The organism is Dyella sedimenti (assembly GCF_022760995.1).
Classification (GTDB): Bacteria; Pseudomonadota; Gammaproteobacteria; order Xanthomonadales; family Rhodanobacteraceae; genus Dyella; species Dyella sedimenti.
Map to the genome: position 1 here is coordinate 53,517 of NZ_JAKWJO010000009.1, position 17,164 is coordinate 70,680.

Sequence of the window (17,164 nt, forward strand, 5' to 3'; positions counted from 1 at the left end):
GAAAACCTGTCAGTGGGAATGATCGGGAGCGACGGCGCCTTCGCGCGCCAGCGGCAGACCCGCCTGCCGCCAGGCCTGGAGGCTACCCTCCAGGAGCCTCGCGCGGGTGTAGCCGAGCGCCTGCAATGCCTGCTGCGCCCGCCCCGCGCGGCGTCCGGAGACGCAGTACACCACGATCTCGCGATCACGCGGTACGCCCAGCGCGCCCGCGCGGCTGCCGAGCTGCTCCACCGGAATGTTCAGCGCGCCCGCGATATGGCCATCGCGGTACTCGTCGGCATGGCGCACGTCGAGCAGCAACGGGGCATGGCCGGCCTGCTGCCGTTCGACCAGTTGCCCCACCGTGAGCGGGGCATCCGTGGCCATCGCCACCGCCGCCACCGCCAGCAGGAAAAAGGCGGCCAGGAGCCGGTGTCGCATGCGGATTCCTCGAATGGTGCCGGCACCCGGATTCGAACTGGGGACCTACTGATTACAAATCAGTTGCTCTACCGACTGAGCTATACCGGCGTAGGCGTCGAAGTCTAGCAGGCCACGACGCGACTCAAAAACAGCCAGTGCTGTGCGAACCCACGCCGCGCACGCGGCTGCGCCAGTCGCCGTGGCCATCGGCCAGAACCACGTCCAGCCAGTATTCGGGAACGCTTTCGGTGCGCTCGACCATCTGGGCGGGGAAGCCGGCGGCCACCACCTGTTCGCGGCGGCGGCGGGCGTTGGCCGGGTCCTTGAACAGGCCCAGCGAGACGGTGTTGGGCTGGTCGCCGCCACTGACGATGAAGTACTCGCCCACGTTCGCGGCGCTGAGCCGACGCCCCAGTTCCAGGGCTTTCTCGCGGCTGCCGCCTCCCGGGAGATAGACCCACCAGCCGCTGGTCTGGGTGGTCTGCTCCTGGCGCGAGCGCATGCGCGCCGCCTGGCCGCCGAGCGCGCCGCGGGCGCTGCGCAGGTCGGCCTGGGTCGCGAAGGGGCCCAGCGCCAGGCAGGTGTAGGAAGTCTGGCGTGGCGTCGCGGCCGGCGGAGGCGTGGAGGCCGCGGGCGCCGTGGTGGTGGCGGGCGTCGGCACCGGCGGCGCCAGCGAGGGCGGCGTCGGCCGCTCGCTCAGCAGCCGCAGTTCCGGCACGCCGACATCGGTGGCGCTGCGGCCGTGCACGTCATCCTGGCCCAGCAGCAGCCACGCGCCCACCGCGATATTGAGTGCGATCAGCAATACGAAGAGCAGGCGCAGGAACATCGTCGATCCGTCAGGCAAACGGCGAAAGCCGGCATTCTAGAGAGCCGGCGCCAGGGGGGAATGTGCATCGGCCCACACGGCCAGTCCGCGCAGCACGCTGTCCGCGCTCAACCGGGAGGGCATCGACAGCAGCCCCCGCAGGGCCTCGGCGTCGCCGCCGCCCAGGATCAGCTGCGGCGCACCGCCGAGCGGCGGCGACATGTGCGCCATGAATCGCTCGACCAGCCCCGCCGCGGCCTGCCAGCATCCCGAGGCGACCGCATCGGGGGTGTTGTCGGCGGCCTCCAGTACCTTGCCGGGCCGTTCCACCCGCACGCGGGCGGTGGCGCCCAGCAGCGACTGCTGCATCAGCTGCGGACCCGGCGCGATCAGGCCGCCCAGATGCCGCCCGTCGCCGGCCAGCGCATCCAGGGTGAGCGCCGTGCCCACGCCCGCCAGCACGCAGGGCGACAGGCCTTCCGCATGGGCGGCCACCATGGCGAGGAAGCGGTCCACGCCCAGCCGCGAGGATTCCGCATAGGCATTGCGCACGCCGCAGGCCTGAGCAGGGGTGCGCAGCCATTCGGTCGGCCTGGCGAAGCAGGCCGAGACCACGGCGGCCACCTGCGCCTCGCGACCGGCATCGACCACCGAAGCGCCGAACGCGTCGCGCGGCACCGGCAACCCTCGCCAGGCATCGTGCAGGGCCAGCGCCACGTCGTCGCTCCAGTTGACCGCGCCCTGCGCGGCCCAGCCGGCGCCCTCGCGCAGCGCCCACTTCAGGCGCGTGTTGCCGAGATCGAGCAGCAGCCTCATGCGCGGCGCACCGTGACATCCGCGCTGTCGATCCTCCGCAACCCGTCGCCAGTCTGCAGCAGCAGCGCACCACGGGCATCGATGCCCGCGCCCACGCCGTCCTGCGTGCCTTGCGCTCCCAGCACGCGCAGGGCCTGGCCGCGCAGCAGGTCGTGCCTGGCGTATTCGTCGAGGAAGGCGGCAAAACCCTCGCGCTCGAACTGGACCAGCCCTTCGCCAAGCGCACCGACCAGGGCGGCCGCCACGCGATTGCGGTCGGGCGGCGTACCGCCGGCGAGCGCAGCCAGGTCGTCCGCCGGCTGCCCGGCCTGGGCCTGCAGCGCCGGCGTCAGGCGCACATTGATGCCCACGCCGATCACCGCCGCGCACGGCCCCTGATACTCGCCGCCAAGCTCGACCAGAATGCCGGCCAGCTTGCCAGCCTCGCTCAGGACGTCGTTGGGCCATTTCAGGCCGGCGCCCGCGATGCCGAGCGCATCCAGCGCCCGCATCACCATCACCCCGACCGCCAGCGACAGTCCCGACAGCGCGGCGAAGCCGGCCTCGAACCGCTTCAGGCAGGACAGGTAGATATTGAGGCCGGGGGGCGACAACCACTGACGTCCGCGTCGGCCTCGGCCGGCACTTTGTGTCTCCGCCATGACCATGCTCAGGTCAGGCAAGTCGCCGAGCCGGCGCTGGATCTCGCTGGAGGTGGAGTCGAGCTCCCAGTGCAGCTCCAGCGTGCCGAGCGAGCGGCGCAGCACGGGCGGCAGAGCTGCCTGGATCGCCGCGGCATCCAGCAACTGCACCGGCCAGGGCAACTGGTAGCCCGCCGTGCCGCGGGATTCCACCGGCACGCCCCGGGCGCGCAAGGCCTCTACCTGCTTCCAGATGGCGGCCCGGGTCACCCCGGCGCGCTCGGCCAGGGAGGCACCGGATACGGTCGCGCCGCCGGCCAGCGCCATCAGCAGTTCCTGCGCCTGCATCAGGGCGCATCCATGCCGGCCGGGCCACGGTCAGGGCCGCCGGTCGGGCGATCGGTCAAGGAGGGAGGGCAAGGCATCGAGGCATTTTAGCCCGCCAGGCAGGCGGGATGATGGCGGTGTCCCATGACTTCTGGGACTCGCTGGCCCTTCCAGCCCCTTGACTGGGGCACTGGCATCGGCCATCCATTTCTGCCAGCATCGAACTCTTCAATTGCGGATCAAGGGGTTGAGCCGCCATGGGCATCGGGAAGTTCTTGATTGGCTGCGTTCTGTGCGTCGGCGGCGTAGGCGTCGCATCGGCCATGGACGCGGACGGCCAGGACTTGGCCTCGATGCAGCACGACGGCGGCGCCGGCAGCCGCGATGGCGCCAGCAGCAGCAGCGGCGGCGATGCGCTGGGGCTGTCGCGCGAGAACACCGTGCCAGCCAGTAGCGGCTCCTCCTCCTGCAGCGACAATTGCCCCAGTGGCAGTCCGGTGGCGCCCCTGCGCAGTCGCCACGCCAACCTCGGCTGGCAGTCCCTGCTTCCCGGGTCCATCCAGTAACGCTCGCGGGCCGTGCCGGCGACCTTGTGGCGGCGCCTTCGCGCCTACCTGACACCTCCCCCGCTCCCCGATCCCGACTGGCACGATGCCGTGGCCGCCTGCCCGCTCGCCCGGCGCCTGGATGCCGCGCGCCTGGACGATCTGCGCCCGCTGGTGGCGGTCTTCCTGGCGCGCAAGCGCTTCGTGCCCCTGGCCGATGCCGAGCTGACCGGGCCGCTGCGCATCCTGATCGCCATGCAGGCCTGCCTGCCGGTGCTGCAACAGGGCCCGCGCGCCCTGCGCGGCTGGCGCGACATCCTGGTGTATCCGGGCGAGTTCAAGGTGCGCCGCAGCCATCACGACGACCGCAGCGGCGTCGTCACCGAGAGCGACGACGTGCTGATCGGGGAATCCTGGGAGCGCGGCCCGCTGGTGCTGTCCCTGGCTGACGTGCAGTTGGACCTGCGGCAGCCCTGGGACGGCTACAACGTGATCGTGCACGAGATCGCGCACAAGCTGGACATGCTGGACGGTCCGCCCGACGGCGTGCCGCCGCTGCCGCCCGCCCTGTCGCGGCGGCAGTGGATCGTGGCCTTCCAGCGCGCCTTCGACCACCTTTCCAACGATGTGGCGCGCGGGCGCGGGACGCTGATCGACCCCTACGCGGCGGAAGGCGCGGACGAGTTCTTCGCGGTGACCAGCGAGTTGCACTGGTCGCAGCCTGCGGTGCTGCGGCGCGCCGATGCGGCGGTGGCCGACCTGCTGGAGGCGTACTACGGGCCGTCGCCGGCGCCGGGCTAGAAAGATTCTCACCTGTGGGAGCGCACCCTGTGCGCGACAGCCACATGGCGCGATAACGACACATCGCTGCGGTCGCGCACAGGGTGCGCTCCTACAGAAATTTCTGGGTTCAGCCCGGCGGCAGCTTCACGCTGAAGCGCGCGCCGTTGAATTCCGGCGAGCGGTCGACCAGCAGCTCGCCGCCATAGGCGCGCACGATGTCCTGCACGATGGACAGGCCGATGCCGTGGCCCTGCACGCGCTCGTCGCCGCGTACGCCGCGCTGGAGCACGCTCTCGATCTTGTCGTCGTCGATGCCGGGGCCGTCGTCTTCCACGCTCAGCCACAGGCCGGGACGCTGGCGGCCCGCGACGGGGCGCATCTTCACCACCAGCAGCACGCGGTGGCGTGCCCACTTGAAGGCGTTCTCCAGCAGGTTGCCCATCAGCTCCAGCAGGTCGCCCTGCTCGCCGTAGAACGCGGCGTTGTCATCGATGTCGAACTCGCACAGCACGTTCTTGGCCGCATAGACCTTCTCCAGGCTCTGCACCAGGTCCTCGGCATGCTCGGCGATGGGAATCGCCGTCGCCGCGAAGGTCTGTCGGCCCGAGGTGGCCGCGCGCGCCAGTTGGTAGGCCACCAGCTCGTCCATCTTGCGCACCTGCTCCAGCACCGGGTCGCGCAGGCTCGATTCGCCGATGCTTTCCAGGCTGGAACGGATCACCGCCAGCGGCGTCTTGAGGCTGTGCGCGAGATCGGCCAGCGTGTTGCGCGTGCGCACGCGCTGCTCGCGCTCGCTGTCAATGAAAGCGTTGATGCGCTCGGTGAGGCCGGTCAGCTCGGCCGGGTACTGGTCCCCCAGGTGGTCGCGCTCGCCGCGCTCCACCCGCGACATCTCGTTGGCCACTTTGCGCAGCGGCGTCAGGCTCCAGCGCAGCAGCAGCAACTGCAGCAGGATCAGCATCACGCCCAGCGAGGCCAGCCAGAAAATCAGGCTGCGCCGGAATACCGCATTGCGGCCTTCGAGCTGGTCCTCCGTCTGCGCCACCATGAAGGTGAGATGCACCGACTTGCGCTCGGCCGTGTCCAGCGCCACGCCGTAGATGTAGTAGTACAGCCGCCCCATGCGCGTATCGACGGGACCGACGAACTGCCCCTCGCCGGGCGCGAGCGGATGCAGGAAGCTGAAGTCGCGGCCGATCGCCGAAGGCGATTCCCACTTGAAGCCGTTGTCGCCGATGGCCACGGCATACAGGCCCGAGCCCGGGCGCGAGAAGCTGGGATCGGGCAGCGAATCGGGCAGCAGCACCTTGCCGGAACGGCCGACCTCGGTACCGGCCAGGTAGGCCACGACGAAGTTCTGCAGGCGATCCTGCAGTCCCTTCAGCGCGCTGTCCGCCGCGGTGCGGGTGAGCGTGAGGCCCACCACGCCGAGGAATGCCGCCAGCACGAAGCCGGTGGCCAGCGCCGCGCGCGCCGCCAGTGAGAACGGGCGGCGCGGCGGCAGCGGATCATTCGTCTTCGCTTTCGCTGCGGGGGATGGCAAAGCGGTATCCGCGTCCACGTACCGTCTCGATGGGCTTGAGGTTGCCTTCCGGGTCCAGCTTCCTGCGCAGACGGCCGATGAAAACTTCCAGCACGTTGGAGTCGCGGTCGAAGTCCTGCTGGTAGATGTGCTCGGTGAGGTCGGCCTTGGAGACCAGCTCGCCGGCATGCAGCATCAGGTATTCGAGCACCTTGTACTCGTAGCTGGTGAGGTCCACCGGCTTGCCTTCCACCACCACCGTCTGCGCGGTGGTGTCCAGCTTGATCGGGCCGCAGGCCAGCACCGGCTTGGACCAGCCGCTGGCGCGGCGCACCAGCGCGTTGATGCGCGCCAGCAGCTCCTCGACGTGGAACGGCTTGACCAGATAGTCATCGGCGCCGTGCTTCAAGCCCTCCACCTTGTCCTGCCAGCCGCCGCGGGCGGTCAGGATCAGGATGGGGTAGCGCTGTCCGGCCTCGCGCAGCGACTTGATCAGGTCCATGCCCGACATCTTGGGCAGTCCCAGGTCGATGATGGCCAGGTCGAAGGGCACCTCGCGGCCGAGGTACATGCCCTCCTCACCGTCCTGGGCCGCATCGACGGCAAAGCCATCGCGCTTCAGGCGCGCGGCGAGCGTTTCGCGCAGCGGAGCCTCGTCCTCAACCAGAAGGATGCGCATCAGTGTTTCTCCTTGTTGCTCACGCCGTCCGAAGACGGGTTCTTGGTCGAATCGGCGGAGGCCGGCGCCTTGCTGGCCTCCGTGGTCACGGTCACCACGCGTACATGCCCGTCCGGCGTCAGTACCTTCACGCGATGCTCGAAAGTGCTGCGGCCGCGACGCACGGTACTGGCCGACAGCACCTTGCCGCCAGTCTCGTGCTGCACCTGGGTCACCGCCTGCTCCAGCGACACGGCCGGCTCGCCGCCGCTTTGCGCCGCGAACGCCACGGTGCCCGCCGACAGGCAGAGCAGCAGGGCCGACATGCGCAGGATTGTTTTCATTTCGTTAAGCAACCCGGATCACCTGCGGGACGGAACGCATCGCCGTTCAGACTATGGACTCGGGGCTGAATATTGACCGGATGAACGGGCGCCGTCACGCAGCCTCGCGCGGAGTAGCGACAGCCTGCTCAATCAGTGACCAGCCGGCGCCCGGCAGATGCGCGCCCTCGCTCAGGCGGCGACGGAAGCCACGGGCGCCCGGCTCGCCCTGGTACAGCCCCAGCAGGTGGCGGCTGATGTGCTTGAGCGCGGTGCCCCGGGCCAGTTCGGCCTCGACGTAGGGGCGCAGCCGGCGCAGCACGTCCTCGCGTGTGGGCAACGGCTCGCCGTACAGCACCGCCTCCAGCCGCGCCAGCACATAGGGATCGTGGTAGGCGGCACGGCCCAGCATGACGCCATCCACCCGCGCCAGGTGCGCCTGCACCGCCTCCACCGTGGCGATGCCGCCGTTGATTACCACGATGAGCCCGGGGAACTCGCGCTTGAGGCGGTACACCCGCTCGTAGTCCAGCGGCGGGATCTCGCGGTTTTCCTTCGGGCTCAGCCCTTGCAGCCAGGCCTTGCGCGCATGCACCACCAGCACCTCCACACCGGCGGCCAGCATGGTCTCGGTGAAGTGCTGCAGGTCGGCATAGTCGTCCTGCTCGTCCACGCCGATGCGGCACTTCACCGTCACCGGCACGTCCACGGCATCGCGCATGGCCTTCACGCAATCGCCCACCAGCGCCGGCTCGCGCATCAGGCAGGCACCGAAGCGGCCCGACTGCACGCGGTCGGAGGGGCAGCCTACATTGAGGTTGATCTCATCATAGCCGGCCGCCGCGCCATGGCGCGCGGCGACGGCCAGTTCCGCCGGGTCGCTGCCGCCCAGCTGCAGCGCCACCGGGTGCTCCTGCTGGCTATGCTCAAGCAGCCGCAGCTGCCTGCCGCGCACCAGCGCGGCGCTAGTCACCATCTCGGTGTACAGGCGGGCATGCGGCGACAGCAGCCGGTGGAAATACCGGCAGTGCCTGTCCGTCCAGTCCATCATAGGCGCCGTCAATAGGCGGAAATCGTTTCGATTGATGCTGCACATGGTAAATATTTTACCGCACAGCCTTTAGACGAGCGGGCTGAGGAGCCAGGAGTGACTGCCATGGGTCGGAGGCGAACATTCCCCAGGCCTACACTTTTCCGCGGACCGGTCTGCGGCGCACGGGTGAAAAGCTGGGTGCGTTGCCGGTCCACCGCTTATAGGCTTGGGAAAAGGAAGAAAGGTCACTGAAGCCCAGGCGGTCGGCGATCTCGGCCAGGGAATATCGCGGATTACCCAGCAGTCTGTCCGCCTTTGCACGTCGGCTCTCCTCGAGTAGCTCCCGGAACGATGTGCCGTCATCGCGGAACCATCGCTTCAGGCTACGCTCGCTGGTGCACAGGAAGGCGGCGACGTCGGCCAGCCTCGGTGTGCAGGAGTCAGGCGCCGCGGCCAGGTATTCGCGAACGAGTGTGGGCGTATCGAGCTGCGTTCTGCGCTGCTCGATCAGCTCTTCGCACATGCGTTCGCACATGGCTGCCGTGGTGGCATTGGCTTGCGGCAGCCCACGCCCTGTCAGCGCCCGTGGAATGGCAACAAGGTTTTCCGAAGCCCCCCAGCGTGGCGCGCACCCGAGCTCCCTGGCCAGCTCGTGCTTGATCGACGCCGGCGCAGGCAGACCACGCAGTTGCATGGCGACCACGGGTGCCCCGGCCCCGGTGATATCGCAAAGCACGCGCACTGTCGCGCCCACCGCTCGCTCAACAACAAAGCTCTGTACGTTGTCATCGATATTCGCAGGCGGCTCGAATCCCAACAGGTCGAGATCACCTTCGCGGCGATGAGTGATAGCGACATAACTATAGGTCAAGGGCAGGAAGCGCTGCACCAGACGCAAGGCGTCGAGGGCGGTCGCGCTGCTCATCATGCCCAGACCAAGTACACCGTAGGCCGAGAGGTGGTAACTCAGGCCCAGCTCCAATCCCATGCCCGCGCCTTCGGGACACAAACGCAGCAGATTGGCGATGACGGCGAGTTCCTTGCCTGGGCTAAGACTGACCTGTGCGTTCCCGACCTGTACCTGAGTCAGTCGCGTGCCGGCCAGCAACCGGGTCGCGGCAATGCCCCGGGCGCGTCCGAAATCAAGGAGCAGGCGGACACTTGCCGGACTGCGGGCGAAGTTCCAGTAGTTCATGCGCGGGGTGCCGAAGCCGTGGCCGGAGCCATTATAGACATGGCCCAACATATAAAGCCTTTGGCCCATGCGGCTCTCCGCCCACGGTCATGCACCGAATAGGCTGTGCAAGCATCAACAGCAGCCATTCCGGAGCGTTTCGTGAACTACACCGATCAAGCCGCATGGCGAAGAATCCAGTCGTTCCTGCCACAGGCCTATCAGCTTCAGCCCGGCAACGAACCCCGGGAGGAGTGGTGGTCGTGGCGGCAGCATCGCATCCACCTCGATTGCTATCGCAACTCCGCTGCGCCACTGAAGGTCATCCTGTTCCATGGCGTCGGCACCAATGGCCGGCAAATGTCGACCATCCTCGGCGCTCCGCTTGCCCGGCACGGCTTTGAGACCATCGCCATCGACATGCCAGGTTACGGCCTCTCCGACGTGGCTTCCGGCGTACCTGTGCGCTATGACGACTGGGTGCAGATCGGCAGTGACCTGATTGATGCCGAGCTGGCCAGAGACTCGCGTCCCATTGTGCTCTATGGACTGAGTGCAGGCGGCATGGAGACCTACCACGTCGCCTCGCTCAACCGCAGGGTCAAGGGCATTATTGGCATGACCTTCCTCGATCAACGCCTGCAACAAGTGCGCGATGAGACGGCGTTGAACAGGTTCATGAGCCGCATCGGCGGCCCCTTATTGACGCTGTGCGCCAAGACGCCACTCGCAGGCATGCGGTTGCCGATGTCCCTGGCGAGCAAAATGCACGCGCTGGTCAATGACAAGGCGGCATTGAAGGCCTGCATGGCGGATAGAACCTCCGCCGGCAACTGGGTTACGACCCGCTTCCTCGCCAGCTACATGAACTATGCACCGACTGTCGAACCGGAAGACTTCGAGGTATGCCCCATCCTGCTGACACAACCGGCGCAGGACCATTGGACCCCGCGGCACCTCAGCGAACTGTTCCTTCGCCGCATCCGCCATGTACCGGTTGGCAGGGTGATGCTGGACGATGCCGGCCACTATCCCATCGAGCTTGCCGGGCTTGACCAGATGGTCGCGGCCATTCGTGCGTTCCTTGACGATGTTGTGCAAGTGAAAGCCTGAGGCACGCCATCGAAAGCGGCCCCATGCATCCGGCTGCCGCTCGGGCGGCGACCAGTGGAAGACTTCCATCTATCCGCTTCCCGAAAACGTGCGCAATGTGAAATGCGATGTCAACGGAGGGGCGTAGCGGCCTTGCTCGATGCCCGTCGCATGCGGCATTGCGCTATCGGCAACTCGCAATTAATTGCGATCTTCCGCACGAAGTCGTCAATTATTTCGATTCACGAAAATCCCACTGCGGTGCTGGAATAAAACTACTTGCCCTGCGCAAGGTTGGTGCAAGCATCGCTCGGGGCGTATCAGGAGCAACTTCAAACCGCCATGCAAAGGAAACTGTATGAAAAAGTTTGGTAGTCCGCTTGCTCTCGCCATCGGCATCGCGGCGGGCTTCCCCACTGTGCTGTTAGCCGGCGCCGTTCAAGACCAGGTCGTCAGTGCATCCCAGCAGACGTATATCTTGACCCCGGGCTCTACGGCCTACTCGTCATGGGAAGCATGGATCAAGCAGCAGCAGGCCAGGAAAGATATTCCGCAACTGAGCGCGAAAGGTGTTGGCGTCATCACCATCAAGGTGGTGTCAGCGGACCCTACCCCTCGGGCGGTATCCGCTGCGCCGCTCCATGCCGTTGCCGCTCCCGCTGATGCAGGCGGCCCTCCGCCGGTGGGCTTGCCTATGACGGGTACGCCGGGCCAAAAAATCACGATCACCAACCAATTGCCTAACGGTACCTATCAAGTCTGGGAGTACCAGTACCAGGCTGGCGGTGCCGCCAGTGGCGATGGCTGGGTGGCGTTGGGTTCGGGAATCTGCTCCGTCCCTCATTGCAGCGTCACCATCACGACGCGACCTGACTGACGTTTTCGCTCTGCGTTTATGTGAAAAGCCTCGCTTTGGCGGGGCTTTTCTTCTTGAGCGAAGCGAAGCATTCGAATTGTCCGCCCTGGGAAGCGCCAGCCGTCTTGGAAAGCGGCTGACGAGACGAAGAGGCAGAAGCTGACATGCCGCCTAGTGTACCGACAGGCCTGGAAAGCCGTGACCCGGCCTGGCGACGTGGCCGGCGGCGCTTGCGGCAAGTTGACGCGCCCGTCAGTGCCCCGCTGGGAATACCCAGCCGCCGAGGCAACCTGCCATGGCATAATGGCGACTTACGCTGCACCCAAAGGCAGCACTCGTCAGGCGCAGCGGCTTATCGCCTCCCCACACGAGTCCGGTACCGGCCTAGTCGCCGGCGCCCTGCCTGCAACTTCACTCCTGGACGACGGTAACGGCAATGGTGGCATTGGCGACGGAGCACGTGATCGACGTGCACCACTGGAACGACAGTCTCTTCAGCTTCCGCACGACGCGCGAACCGGGATTCCGCTTCGACAGCGGCCAATTCGTGATGATCGGCCTGGAGGTGGACGGCCGTCCGCTGATGCGCGCCTATTCCATCGCCAGCGCCAACTACGAGGAGCACCTGGAGTTCTTCAGCATCAAGGTGCCCAACGGCCCGCTGACCTCTCGCCTGCAGCATCTCAAGCCCGGCGATCCGCTCATCGTCAGCCGCAAGCCGACCGGCACGCTGGTGCTCAACGACCTCAAGCCCGGCAAGCACCTCTACCTGCTGGGCACCGGCACCGGCCTGGCGCCGTTCCTGAGCATCATCCGCGATCCGGAAACCTACGACCGCTTCGAGAAGATCGTGCTCGTCCACGGCGTGCGCAACGTCAACGACCTGGCCTACCGCGACTACCTGGAAAACGAGCTGCCCCAGCACGAGTACCTGGGCGAGCTGGTGCGCGAGAAGCTGCTCTACTACCCCACGGTGACGCGCGAGCCGTTCCGTCACCAGGGCCGCATCACCGACGCCATCGTCGACGGCTCGATGTGCAAGGCGGTCGGCCTGCCGCCACTGGACCCGGCCACGGACCGCGCCATGCTGTGCGGCAGCCCGCAGATGCTGGACGACACCTGCGCCCTGCTCGACGCACGTGGCTTCCAGGTGTCACCGCGCACCCGCGAGCCGGGCGACTACGTGATCGAGCGCGCCTTCGTCGACAAGTAATTGTGGGAGCGCACCCTGTGCGCGACTTACGGTCGAATGGCAGCGCAATGAGGGCGCCAGTCGCGCACAGGGTGCGCTCCCACATGGCCGCGTCCATGCGCGGCTATTGCCATCCCGCTCCCGCCGTGCTTCCGTCAGTCGTATCGCTCCACGACGAGGACCGCATGCTGGACATCGCCCTCTACGTGCTCGCCGCCGCGCTGATGATCGGCGGGCTGGCCGGCAACATCCTGCCGGCGCTGCCGGGTATTCCGATGATCTTCGGCGGCATCTGGCTGGCCGCGGCGGTGGACCAGTATCGCCACCTGGGCCTGTGGTGGCTGGTCGCCATCGGCGTGCTGGGCACGCTGGGCGTCATCGTCGATTTCGTCGCGGGCACGCTGGGCGCCAAGCGGGTGGGTGCAAGCCGGCTCGCTCTCACCGGCGCGGCGCTGGGCACCCTGATCGGCATGTTCCTCGGTATCGCCGGCCTGTTGCTGGGGCCGTTCATCGGTGCCGTGCTGGGCGAGCTGGCCTCGGGCACCAGCGTGCTGCGCTCGGCCCACGTCGGCGCGGCGACCTGGCTGGGCCTGCTGTTCGGCACGCTGGTGAAGCTGGTGCTGTCCTTCCTGATGATCGGCCTGTTCGGCTTTGCCATGCTGGTGGGCTGAGCGGAAGCGACCTTCGGCACATGGTACGTTCCCGCGCCCCGCTTTAGGCTCGGCCCACACACATCCCTAGGGGAACCCACATGTCCAAACGCCTTGCCCTTGCCCTGGCGGTATCGCTGGCGGCCGCCGGATCGGCCCAGGCCGACACCAAGACGCCGAGCTGGATCGATCGCAGCAACGACGATGCCAAGGTCATGCTCGACGTGCTCGCCCGGTTCAGCCCGGAATTCGCCTCGCAGATCGGCCTGCCTGGCTACGACGACAAGGTGGCCGACCTCAAGCCGGGCGTCGACGAACGCTCGCGCGCGGCGCTGGTCGACGCCAAGGCCAAGCTCGAGAAAATGCTGGCCGCGGAGAAGGACACCAACGTCCGCCAGGACCTGCAGATCATGATCCGCGCCACCGACAGGCAGATCGAGGGCATCGACCTCAACCGCAAGTACATGCTGCCCTACCAGGACGTGGGCGACTTGGTCTTCTCCGGCGAATTCGCCCTGCTGAAGGATGACGTGGACGCCAAGCGCCGTCCCGCCGCGCTCAAGCGCCTGGAATGCTACGTGGGCAAGGCGCCCGGCTGCACGCCGATCACCGAACTTGCCAAGGCGCAGACCACGGCGCGCCTGGGCGACAAGAACCTGATCGGCCCCTACAAGGGCGAGGTGGAGCAGAAGCTGTCCAACACGGCGCGCTACACCCAGGGCATCCGCCAGCTGTTCGCCAAGTACAAGCTGGACAATGCCGAGGGCAAGGCCGCGCTCGATGCGCTGGACAGCCAGCTGAAGGACTACGACGCCTGGGTGCGCGGCACCATCGTGCCGCGCGCCCGCGCCGATTTCCGCCTGCCCGAGCCGCTGTATGCCTACAACCTCAAGCAGGTGGGCATCGACATCCCGCCGGAAGAATTGATCAAGCAGGCGCAGCTGGAGTTCGTCGAACTGCGCTCCACCCTGCAGATGATGGCGCCGGTGGTGGCCAAGGCGGAAGGCATCCAGGCCACCGACTACCGCGACGTGCTCAAGGCCTTGAAGCAGCAGCAGCTGGGCAAGGATGACGTGGTGCCCTGGTACCACGAGATCATCGGCAAGATCGAGGACACCATCCGCCGCGAGCACATCGTCACCCTGCCACAGCGCAAGATGCAGATGCGCCTGGCCTCGGAAGCGGAGACCGCCCAGGTACCCGCGCCGCACATGGACCCGCCGCCATTCATCAACAACCACGGCGAACAGGGCACCTTCGTGCTGACCATGGGCAATCCCGGCGGCGACAAGTCCGACGCCTACGACGACTTCACCTACAAGGCCGCCGCGTGGACGCTGACCGCGCACGAGGGCCGCCCGGGCCACGAGCTGCAGTTCGCGGCGATGGTGGAGCGTGGCGTGTCGCTGGCGCGCAGCCTGTTCGCCTTCAACAGCGTGAACGTGGAAGGCTGGGCGCTGTACGCGGAATCGGAAATGCTGCCGTACGAGCCGCCGGCCGGCCAGTTCGCCGCATTGCAGGCGCGCCTGATGCGCGCGGCCCGCGCCTACCTCGACCCGATGCTCAACCTGGGCCTTATCAGCAAGGAGCGCGCGCATGACGTGCTGCGCAACGACGTGGGCCTGTCCGAGGCGATGACCCAGCAGGAGCTGGATCGCTACACCTTCAACAGCCCCGGCCAGGCCACCGCGTACTTCTACGGCTACATGCGCCTGCAGCAGACGCGCCTGGACACCGAGCTGTCGCTGGGCAAGGACTTCAATCGGCAGGCCTTCAACGACTTCGTGATCGGCCAGGGCCTGCTGCCGCCGGATCAGCTCGCCGAGGCGGTGCGCACGCAGTTCATTCCCTCGCAGAAGAAGCCGTAGGCGCAGTACCGGCATCGCGTTGACGAGGCCGCGCCTTTGGGCGCGGCCTCTTGCGTTGCGGGACCGCGATCGCCGGGTTCAGGCCATCGGCACGTCGGGGATCACGTAGAGCAACACGGCCAGGTAATGCAGCACGCTGCCGGCCAGCACGAAGAAGTGCCATATCGAATGGTGGTAAGGCATCCTGCGCCACAGGTAGAACGGCACGCCCAGCGTGTAGGCCACGCCGCCGGCCAGCAGCAAGGCCATGCCGCCGGCCTGCAGGTGTTGCAGCAGTGGCTTGAACGCGATCACGCCCACCCAGCCCATGCCCACGTACATGAGCACGGCGAGCTTGCGGTATTTCTTCAACAGGCCCAGTTCGAGCGCGATGCCCATGACCGCCAGCGCCCAGACCGTGCCGAACAGGCTCCAGCCCCAGGCGCCGGGCAGCGCGATCAGGGTGAACGGCGTGTAGGTGCCGGCGATGAGCAGGAAGATGGCGATATGGTCCAGCGTGCGCAGCACGCCCCTGGCCGTCTGCCCTGGAATGGAGTGGTACAGCGTGGAGGCGGTGTAGCAGAGGATCAGCGTGGTGCCGAACACCGCGCTCGCCACGATGACGCGCGCATCGCCGTATAGCGACGCGAACGCCACCAGCGTGGCGAGCCCGGCGATGCTGAGCAGGATGCCGATGCCGTGGATGATGCTGCTGGCGAGTTCGTCGCCAAAGGCATAGCGGGGGAGAGCCGTGCCGGCGATGGCGGACATGGGGAGACCTCAGGGGAACGTACCGAAGCGTACGGCCTCCCCACGATAGGACGCCCGCGGTCTTTCAACAAGGCCGGCCGGCGCATGGAACACCACGCCGCGCCTACTCGATGATGAAGGCGCCGAAGGCCACGCCCAGGTCCCAGCCCTTGCCGGTGCCGCTGAGCGCCAGCGAGACGTTGCCCTTGGTCATCACCCGCGCGCCGGCGGACTTGGAGGCACCCGCGTGCACGCCGGCGTCGGCGTAATGACCCTTGATCTCGCCGATGCTGCCGACTCCGGTGAACTTGCCCACGCCGTCGTCGATCCGGCTCTTGCCGAAGGTGATGCCGCCGCCCTTCACCCGGATGTGTACGCCCATGCTCTGGCCGTTGCTGCAATGGACGGTGCCGCTGCCTTCGGCGGTCTGGTAGAACACCGACCAGCCGGACAGGCGGAAATTCATCTTGCACTCGAGCTCGCCCGCATGGGCCGGCGCCGCCGCCATCGCGGCCAGGGCCAATGCCACCACGCCGATGCTCTGCCATCCTGCCATGTCGTCTTCTCCTCTGATGAATGCCTGCCCCCGGGGCGCCGGATTCTGGCAAGCCGGCGCCGTCTCCGACGTGAATATGTCCTTCACCCGGGATGAACGCTAAATCAAGCCGTCGCTTTCGAGAATGGTTCGACCGGGCGTCCCCTCTCTCTCCCCCGACGTCCGGACTTGCCGCCCCGCCCCCTGTGCGGGGCTTTTTTTTGCCATCGCCCAGGCCGGCCCGCCATGCGACACCGCAGGCTACACACCCGGCGGCGGCTGACCTTATGCTGGATGCCAGCCAGGAACAGGAGAACCGCGCGATGCCCCCCATCGACCTGCTGTTGCATCTGGAGCATCTGGAACTGGATGCGGCCGCGCCGCGCGCCGCGATGGCGCTGGCCAGCCGCCTGGGCGCGCGGCTGGATGCGCTATACGTGGCCGACCTGCCCGCCACCGCCTTCAGCCTGCCCGAGGCCGTGCCCGTGCAACTGGAGGAAACCCAGCGCCGGGTGGCCGAAGCGCAGGCGCACGAAGGCGCCTGGCGGCAGGCCATGGCCAGCCGCTCGCTGCAAGGCGCGTGGCGGGTCACCCAGGGCGATACCGTGCAGACCGTGAGCCTGGCGGCATCCGGCTACGACTTCCTGGTGATGGAGCGCAGCCAGCAGCGCAGCGATGCGCCGGTCGGTTTCGGCTCGGTGTCGCGTTGCGTGTTCGCCAGCGGCCGCCCAGTGCTGGTGGTGCCGGATGTCGCGCCCGTGGCCGGCATCGGCGCCGACGTGCTGGTGGCATGGAATGGCAGCCGCGAATCCGCCCTGGCGCTGGCCGCCTCGGTGCCGATCCTGCGCCAGGCCAAGCGGGTGCATATCCTCGACGGCAGCGAGATGAACGCCGAGATGCTGCCGGTGCTGCCGCCGCCGGGCCTGCCCGACTGGCTGCGGCGGCACGGCATCCAGGCCGATATCGAGATCCTCCATGCCGGTCCCAGCCATGCCGCCGGTCCGGCGGTACTGGACATGGCGCACCAACGGGGCGCCGACCTCATCGTCATGGGCGCCTGGAGCCGCTCGCGCCTGGCGCAGATGGTGCTCGGCGGCACCACGCGCCACCTGTTCATGCACGGCGACGTGCCGATGCTGGTGGCGCACTGAAAAAACCCGTTTCGCGCAAGCGATGGGCGATCCGTACAGAATAGCCTTCCAGACGGCTGCTTGTGCAAGCGCTTTCGGGC

The 17,164-nt window shown here is 67.4% G+C and carries 19 protein-coding genes and 1 tRNA gene; 8 read left to right on the forward strand and 12 right to left on the reverse strand.

What is annotated here, in order from left to right; translation table 11 throughout:
- Positions 1-9: 9 nt before the first annotated feature.
- The 5 genes from MJ605_RS16715 to MJ605_RS16735 all read right to left on the reverse strand — a co-directional run bounded on the left by MJ605_RS16715 (position 10) and on the right by MJ605_RS16735 (position 2,994).
- Positions 10-420: a rhodanese-like domain-containing protein gene (locus MJ605_RS16715; protein WP_243042608.1), complete on the reverse strand. Its 411-nt coding sequence runs from the start codon at positions 418-420 to the stop codon at positions 10-12.
- Between the two features lie 14 nt (positions 421-434).
- Positions 435-510: transfer RNA gene (locus MJ605_RS16720), tRNA-Thr, on the reverse strand.
- Between the two features lie 34 nt (positions 511-544).
- A complete protein-coding gene (locus MJ605_RS16725) occupies positions 545-1,231 on the reverse strand; it encodes an SPOR domain-containing protein (RefSeq protein WP_243042609.1) in 687 nt (228 codons plus the stop codon).
- Positions 1,232-1,267: 36 nt separating this feature from the next.
- A complete protein-coding gene (locus tag MJ605_RS16730) occupies positions 1,268-2,026 on the reverse strand; it encodes a type III pantothenate kinase (RefSeq protein ID WP_243042611.1) in 759 nt (252 codons plus the stop codon).
- The gene (locus MJ605_RS16735) at positions 2,023-2,994 is read right to left on the reverse strand and encodes a biotin--[acetyl-CoA-carboxylase] ligase (RefSeq protein WP_243042612.1); all 972 of its coding nucleotides are present in this window, start codon (positions 2,992-2,994) and stop codon (positions 2,023-2,025) included. The genes MJ605_RS16730 and MJ605_RS16735 overlap by 4 nt, the downstream gene beginning before the upstream one ends.
- A gap of 302 nt (positions 2,995-3,296) precedes the next feature.
- On the opposite strand from MJ605_RS16735, the gene MJ605_RS16740 reads away from it, so the two are divergent.
- Together MJ605_RS16740 and MJ605_RS16745 are read left to right on the forward strand one after the other, a co-directional pair.
- On the forward strand, positions 3,297-3,539 hold the full coding sequence (locus MJ605_RS16740; RefSeq protein WP_243042613.1) for a hypothetical protein: 243 nt from the start codon (positions 3,297-3,299) through the stop codon (positions 3,537-3,539).
- Between the two features lie 12 nt (positions 3,540-3,551).
- Positions 3,552-4,319, forward strand: a complete 768-nt coding sequence (locus MJ605_RS16745) for a M90 family metallopeptidase (protein ID WP_243042614.1) — start codon at positions 3,552-3,554, stop codon at positions 4,317-4,319.
- A 109-nt stretch (positions 4,320-4,428) separates the two neighbouring features.
- On the opposite strand, the gene MJ605_RS16750 is transcribed toward MJ605_RS16745, so the two are convergent.
- From MJ605_RS16750 to MJ605_RS16770, 5 genes are all read right to left on the reverse strand, one after another.
- Positions 4,429-5,844 (reverse strand): ATP-binding protein, encoded by a 1,416-nt coding sequence (locus MJ605_RS16750; RefSeq protein ID WP_243042615.1) that lies wholly within the window; start codon positions 5,842-5,844, stop codon positions 4,429-4,431.
- Positions 5,810-6,502, reverse strand: coding sequence for a response regulator transcription factor (locus tag MJ605_RS16755; protein ID WP_243042616.1), 693 nt, complete (start codon positions 6,500-6,502; stop codon positions 5,810-5,812). Before MJ605_RS16755 ends, MJ605_RS16750 begins: the two co-directional genes overlap by 35 nt.
- On the reverse strand, positions 6,502-6,825 hold the full coding sequence (locus MJ605_RS16760; protein ID WP_243042617.1) for a hypothetical protein: 324 nt from the start codon (positions 6,823-6,825) through the stop codon (positions 6,502-6,504). The genes MJ605_RS16755 and MJ605_RS16760 overlap by 1 nt, the downstream gene beginning before the upstream one ends.
- Positions 6,826-6,919: 94 nt before the next feature.
- Positions 6,920-7,900, reverse strand: a complete 981-nt coding sequence (dusA, locus tag MJ605_RS16765; protein ID WP_279237628.1) for a tRNA dihydrouridine(20/20a) synthase DusA — start codon at positions 7,898-7,900, stop codon at positions 6,920-6,922.
- A gap of 88 nt (positions 7,901-7,988) precedes the next feature.
- Positions 7,989-9,101, reverse strand: a complete 1,113-nt coding sequence (locus tag MJ605_RS16770) for an AraC family transcriptional regulator (protein ID WP_243042619.1) — start codon at positions 9,099-9,101, stop codon at positions 7,989-7,991.
- A gap of 72 nt (positions 9,102-9,173) precedes the next feature.
- Between MJ605_RS16770 and MJ605_RS16775 the strand changes: the two genes are divergently transcribed.
- The 5 genes from MJ605_RS16775 (at position 9,174) to MJ605_RS16795 (ending at position 14,669) form a co-directional block, all read left to right on the forward strand.
- Complete coding sequence (locus tag MJ605_RS16775; RefSeq protein ID WP_243042620.1) at positions 9,174-10,124, forward strand: alpha/beta hydrolase; 951 nt, start codon at positions 9,174-9,176, stop codon at positions 10,122-10,124.
- 337 nt (positions 10,125-10,461) lie between these two features.
- On the forward strand, positions 10,462-10,980 hold the full coding sequence (locus MJ605_RS16780; protein ID WP_243042621.1) for a hypothetical protein: 519 nt from the start codon (positions 10,462-10,464) through the stop codon (positions 10,978-10,980).
- Between the two features lie 415 nt (positions 10,981-11,395).
- Positions 11,396-12,172 carry a ferredoxin--NADP reductase gene (locus MJ605_RS16785; RefSeq protein WP_243042622.1) on the forward strand — a complete coding sequence of 259 codons (777 nt, stop codon included), beginning with the start codon at positions 11,396-11,398 and terminating at the stop codon, positions 12,170-12,172.
- A gap of 167 nt (positions 12,173-12,339) precedes the next feature.
- On the forward strand, positions 12,340-12,822 hold the full coding sequence (locus MJ605_RS16790; protein ID WP_243042777.1) for a DUF456 domain-containing protein: 483 nt from the start codon (positions 12,340-12,342) through the stop codon (positions 12,820-12,822).
- An 80-nt stretch (positions 12,823-12,902) separates the two neighbouring features.
- Entirely contained in the window at positions 12,903-14,669 is a 1,767-nt protein-coding gene (locus MJ605_RS16795; protein WP_243042623.1) for a DUF885 domain-containing protein, read from the forward strand.
- Positions 14,670-14,747: 78 nt separating this feature from the next.
- Here the strand turns inward: MJ605_RS16795 and trhA are convergent, their stop codons facing one another.
- Both trhA and MJ605_RS16805 read right to left on the reverse strand, forming a co-directional pair.
- Positions 14,748-15,419: a PAQR family membrane homeostasis protein TrhA gene (trhA, locus tag MJ605_RS16800; protein WP_243042624.1), complete on the reverse strand. Its 672-nt coding sequence runs from the start codon at positions 15,417-15,419 to the stop codon at positions 14,748-14,750.
- 103 nt (positions 15,420-15,522) lie between these two features.
- Complete coding sequence (locus MJ605_RS16805; RefSeq protein WP_243042625.1) at positions 15,523-15,954, reverse strand: hypothetical protein; 432 nt, start codon at positions 15,952-15,954, stop codon at positions 15,523-15,525.
- A 266-nt stretch (positions 15,955-16,220) separates the two neighbouring features.
- Between MJ605_RS16805 and MJ605_RS16810 the strand changes: the two genes are divergently transcribed.
- On the forward strand, positions 16,221-17,084 hold the full coding sequence (locus MJ605_RS16810; protein ID WP_243042626.1) for a universal stress protein: 864 nt from the start codon (positions 16,221-16,223) through the stop codon (positions 17,082-17,084).
- The last annotated feature ends 80 nt before the right edge of the window (positions 17,085-17,164 follow it).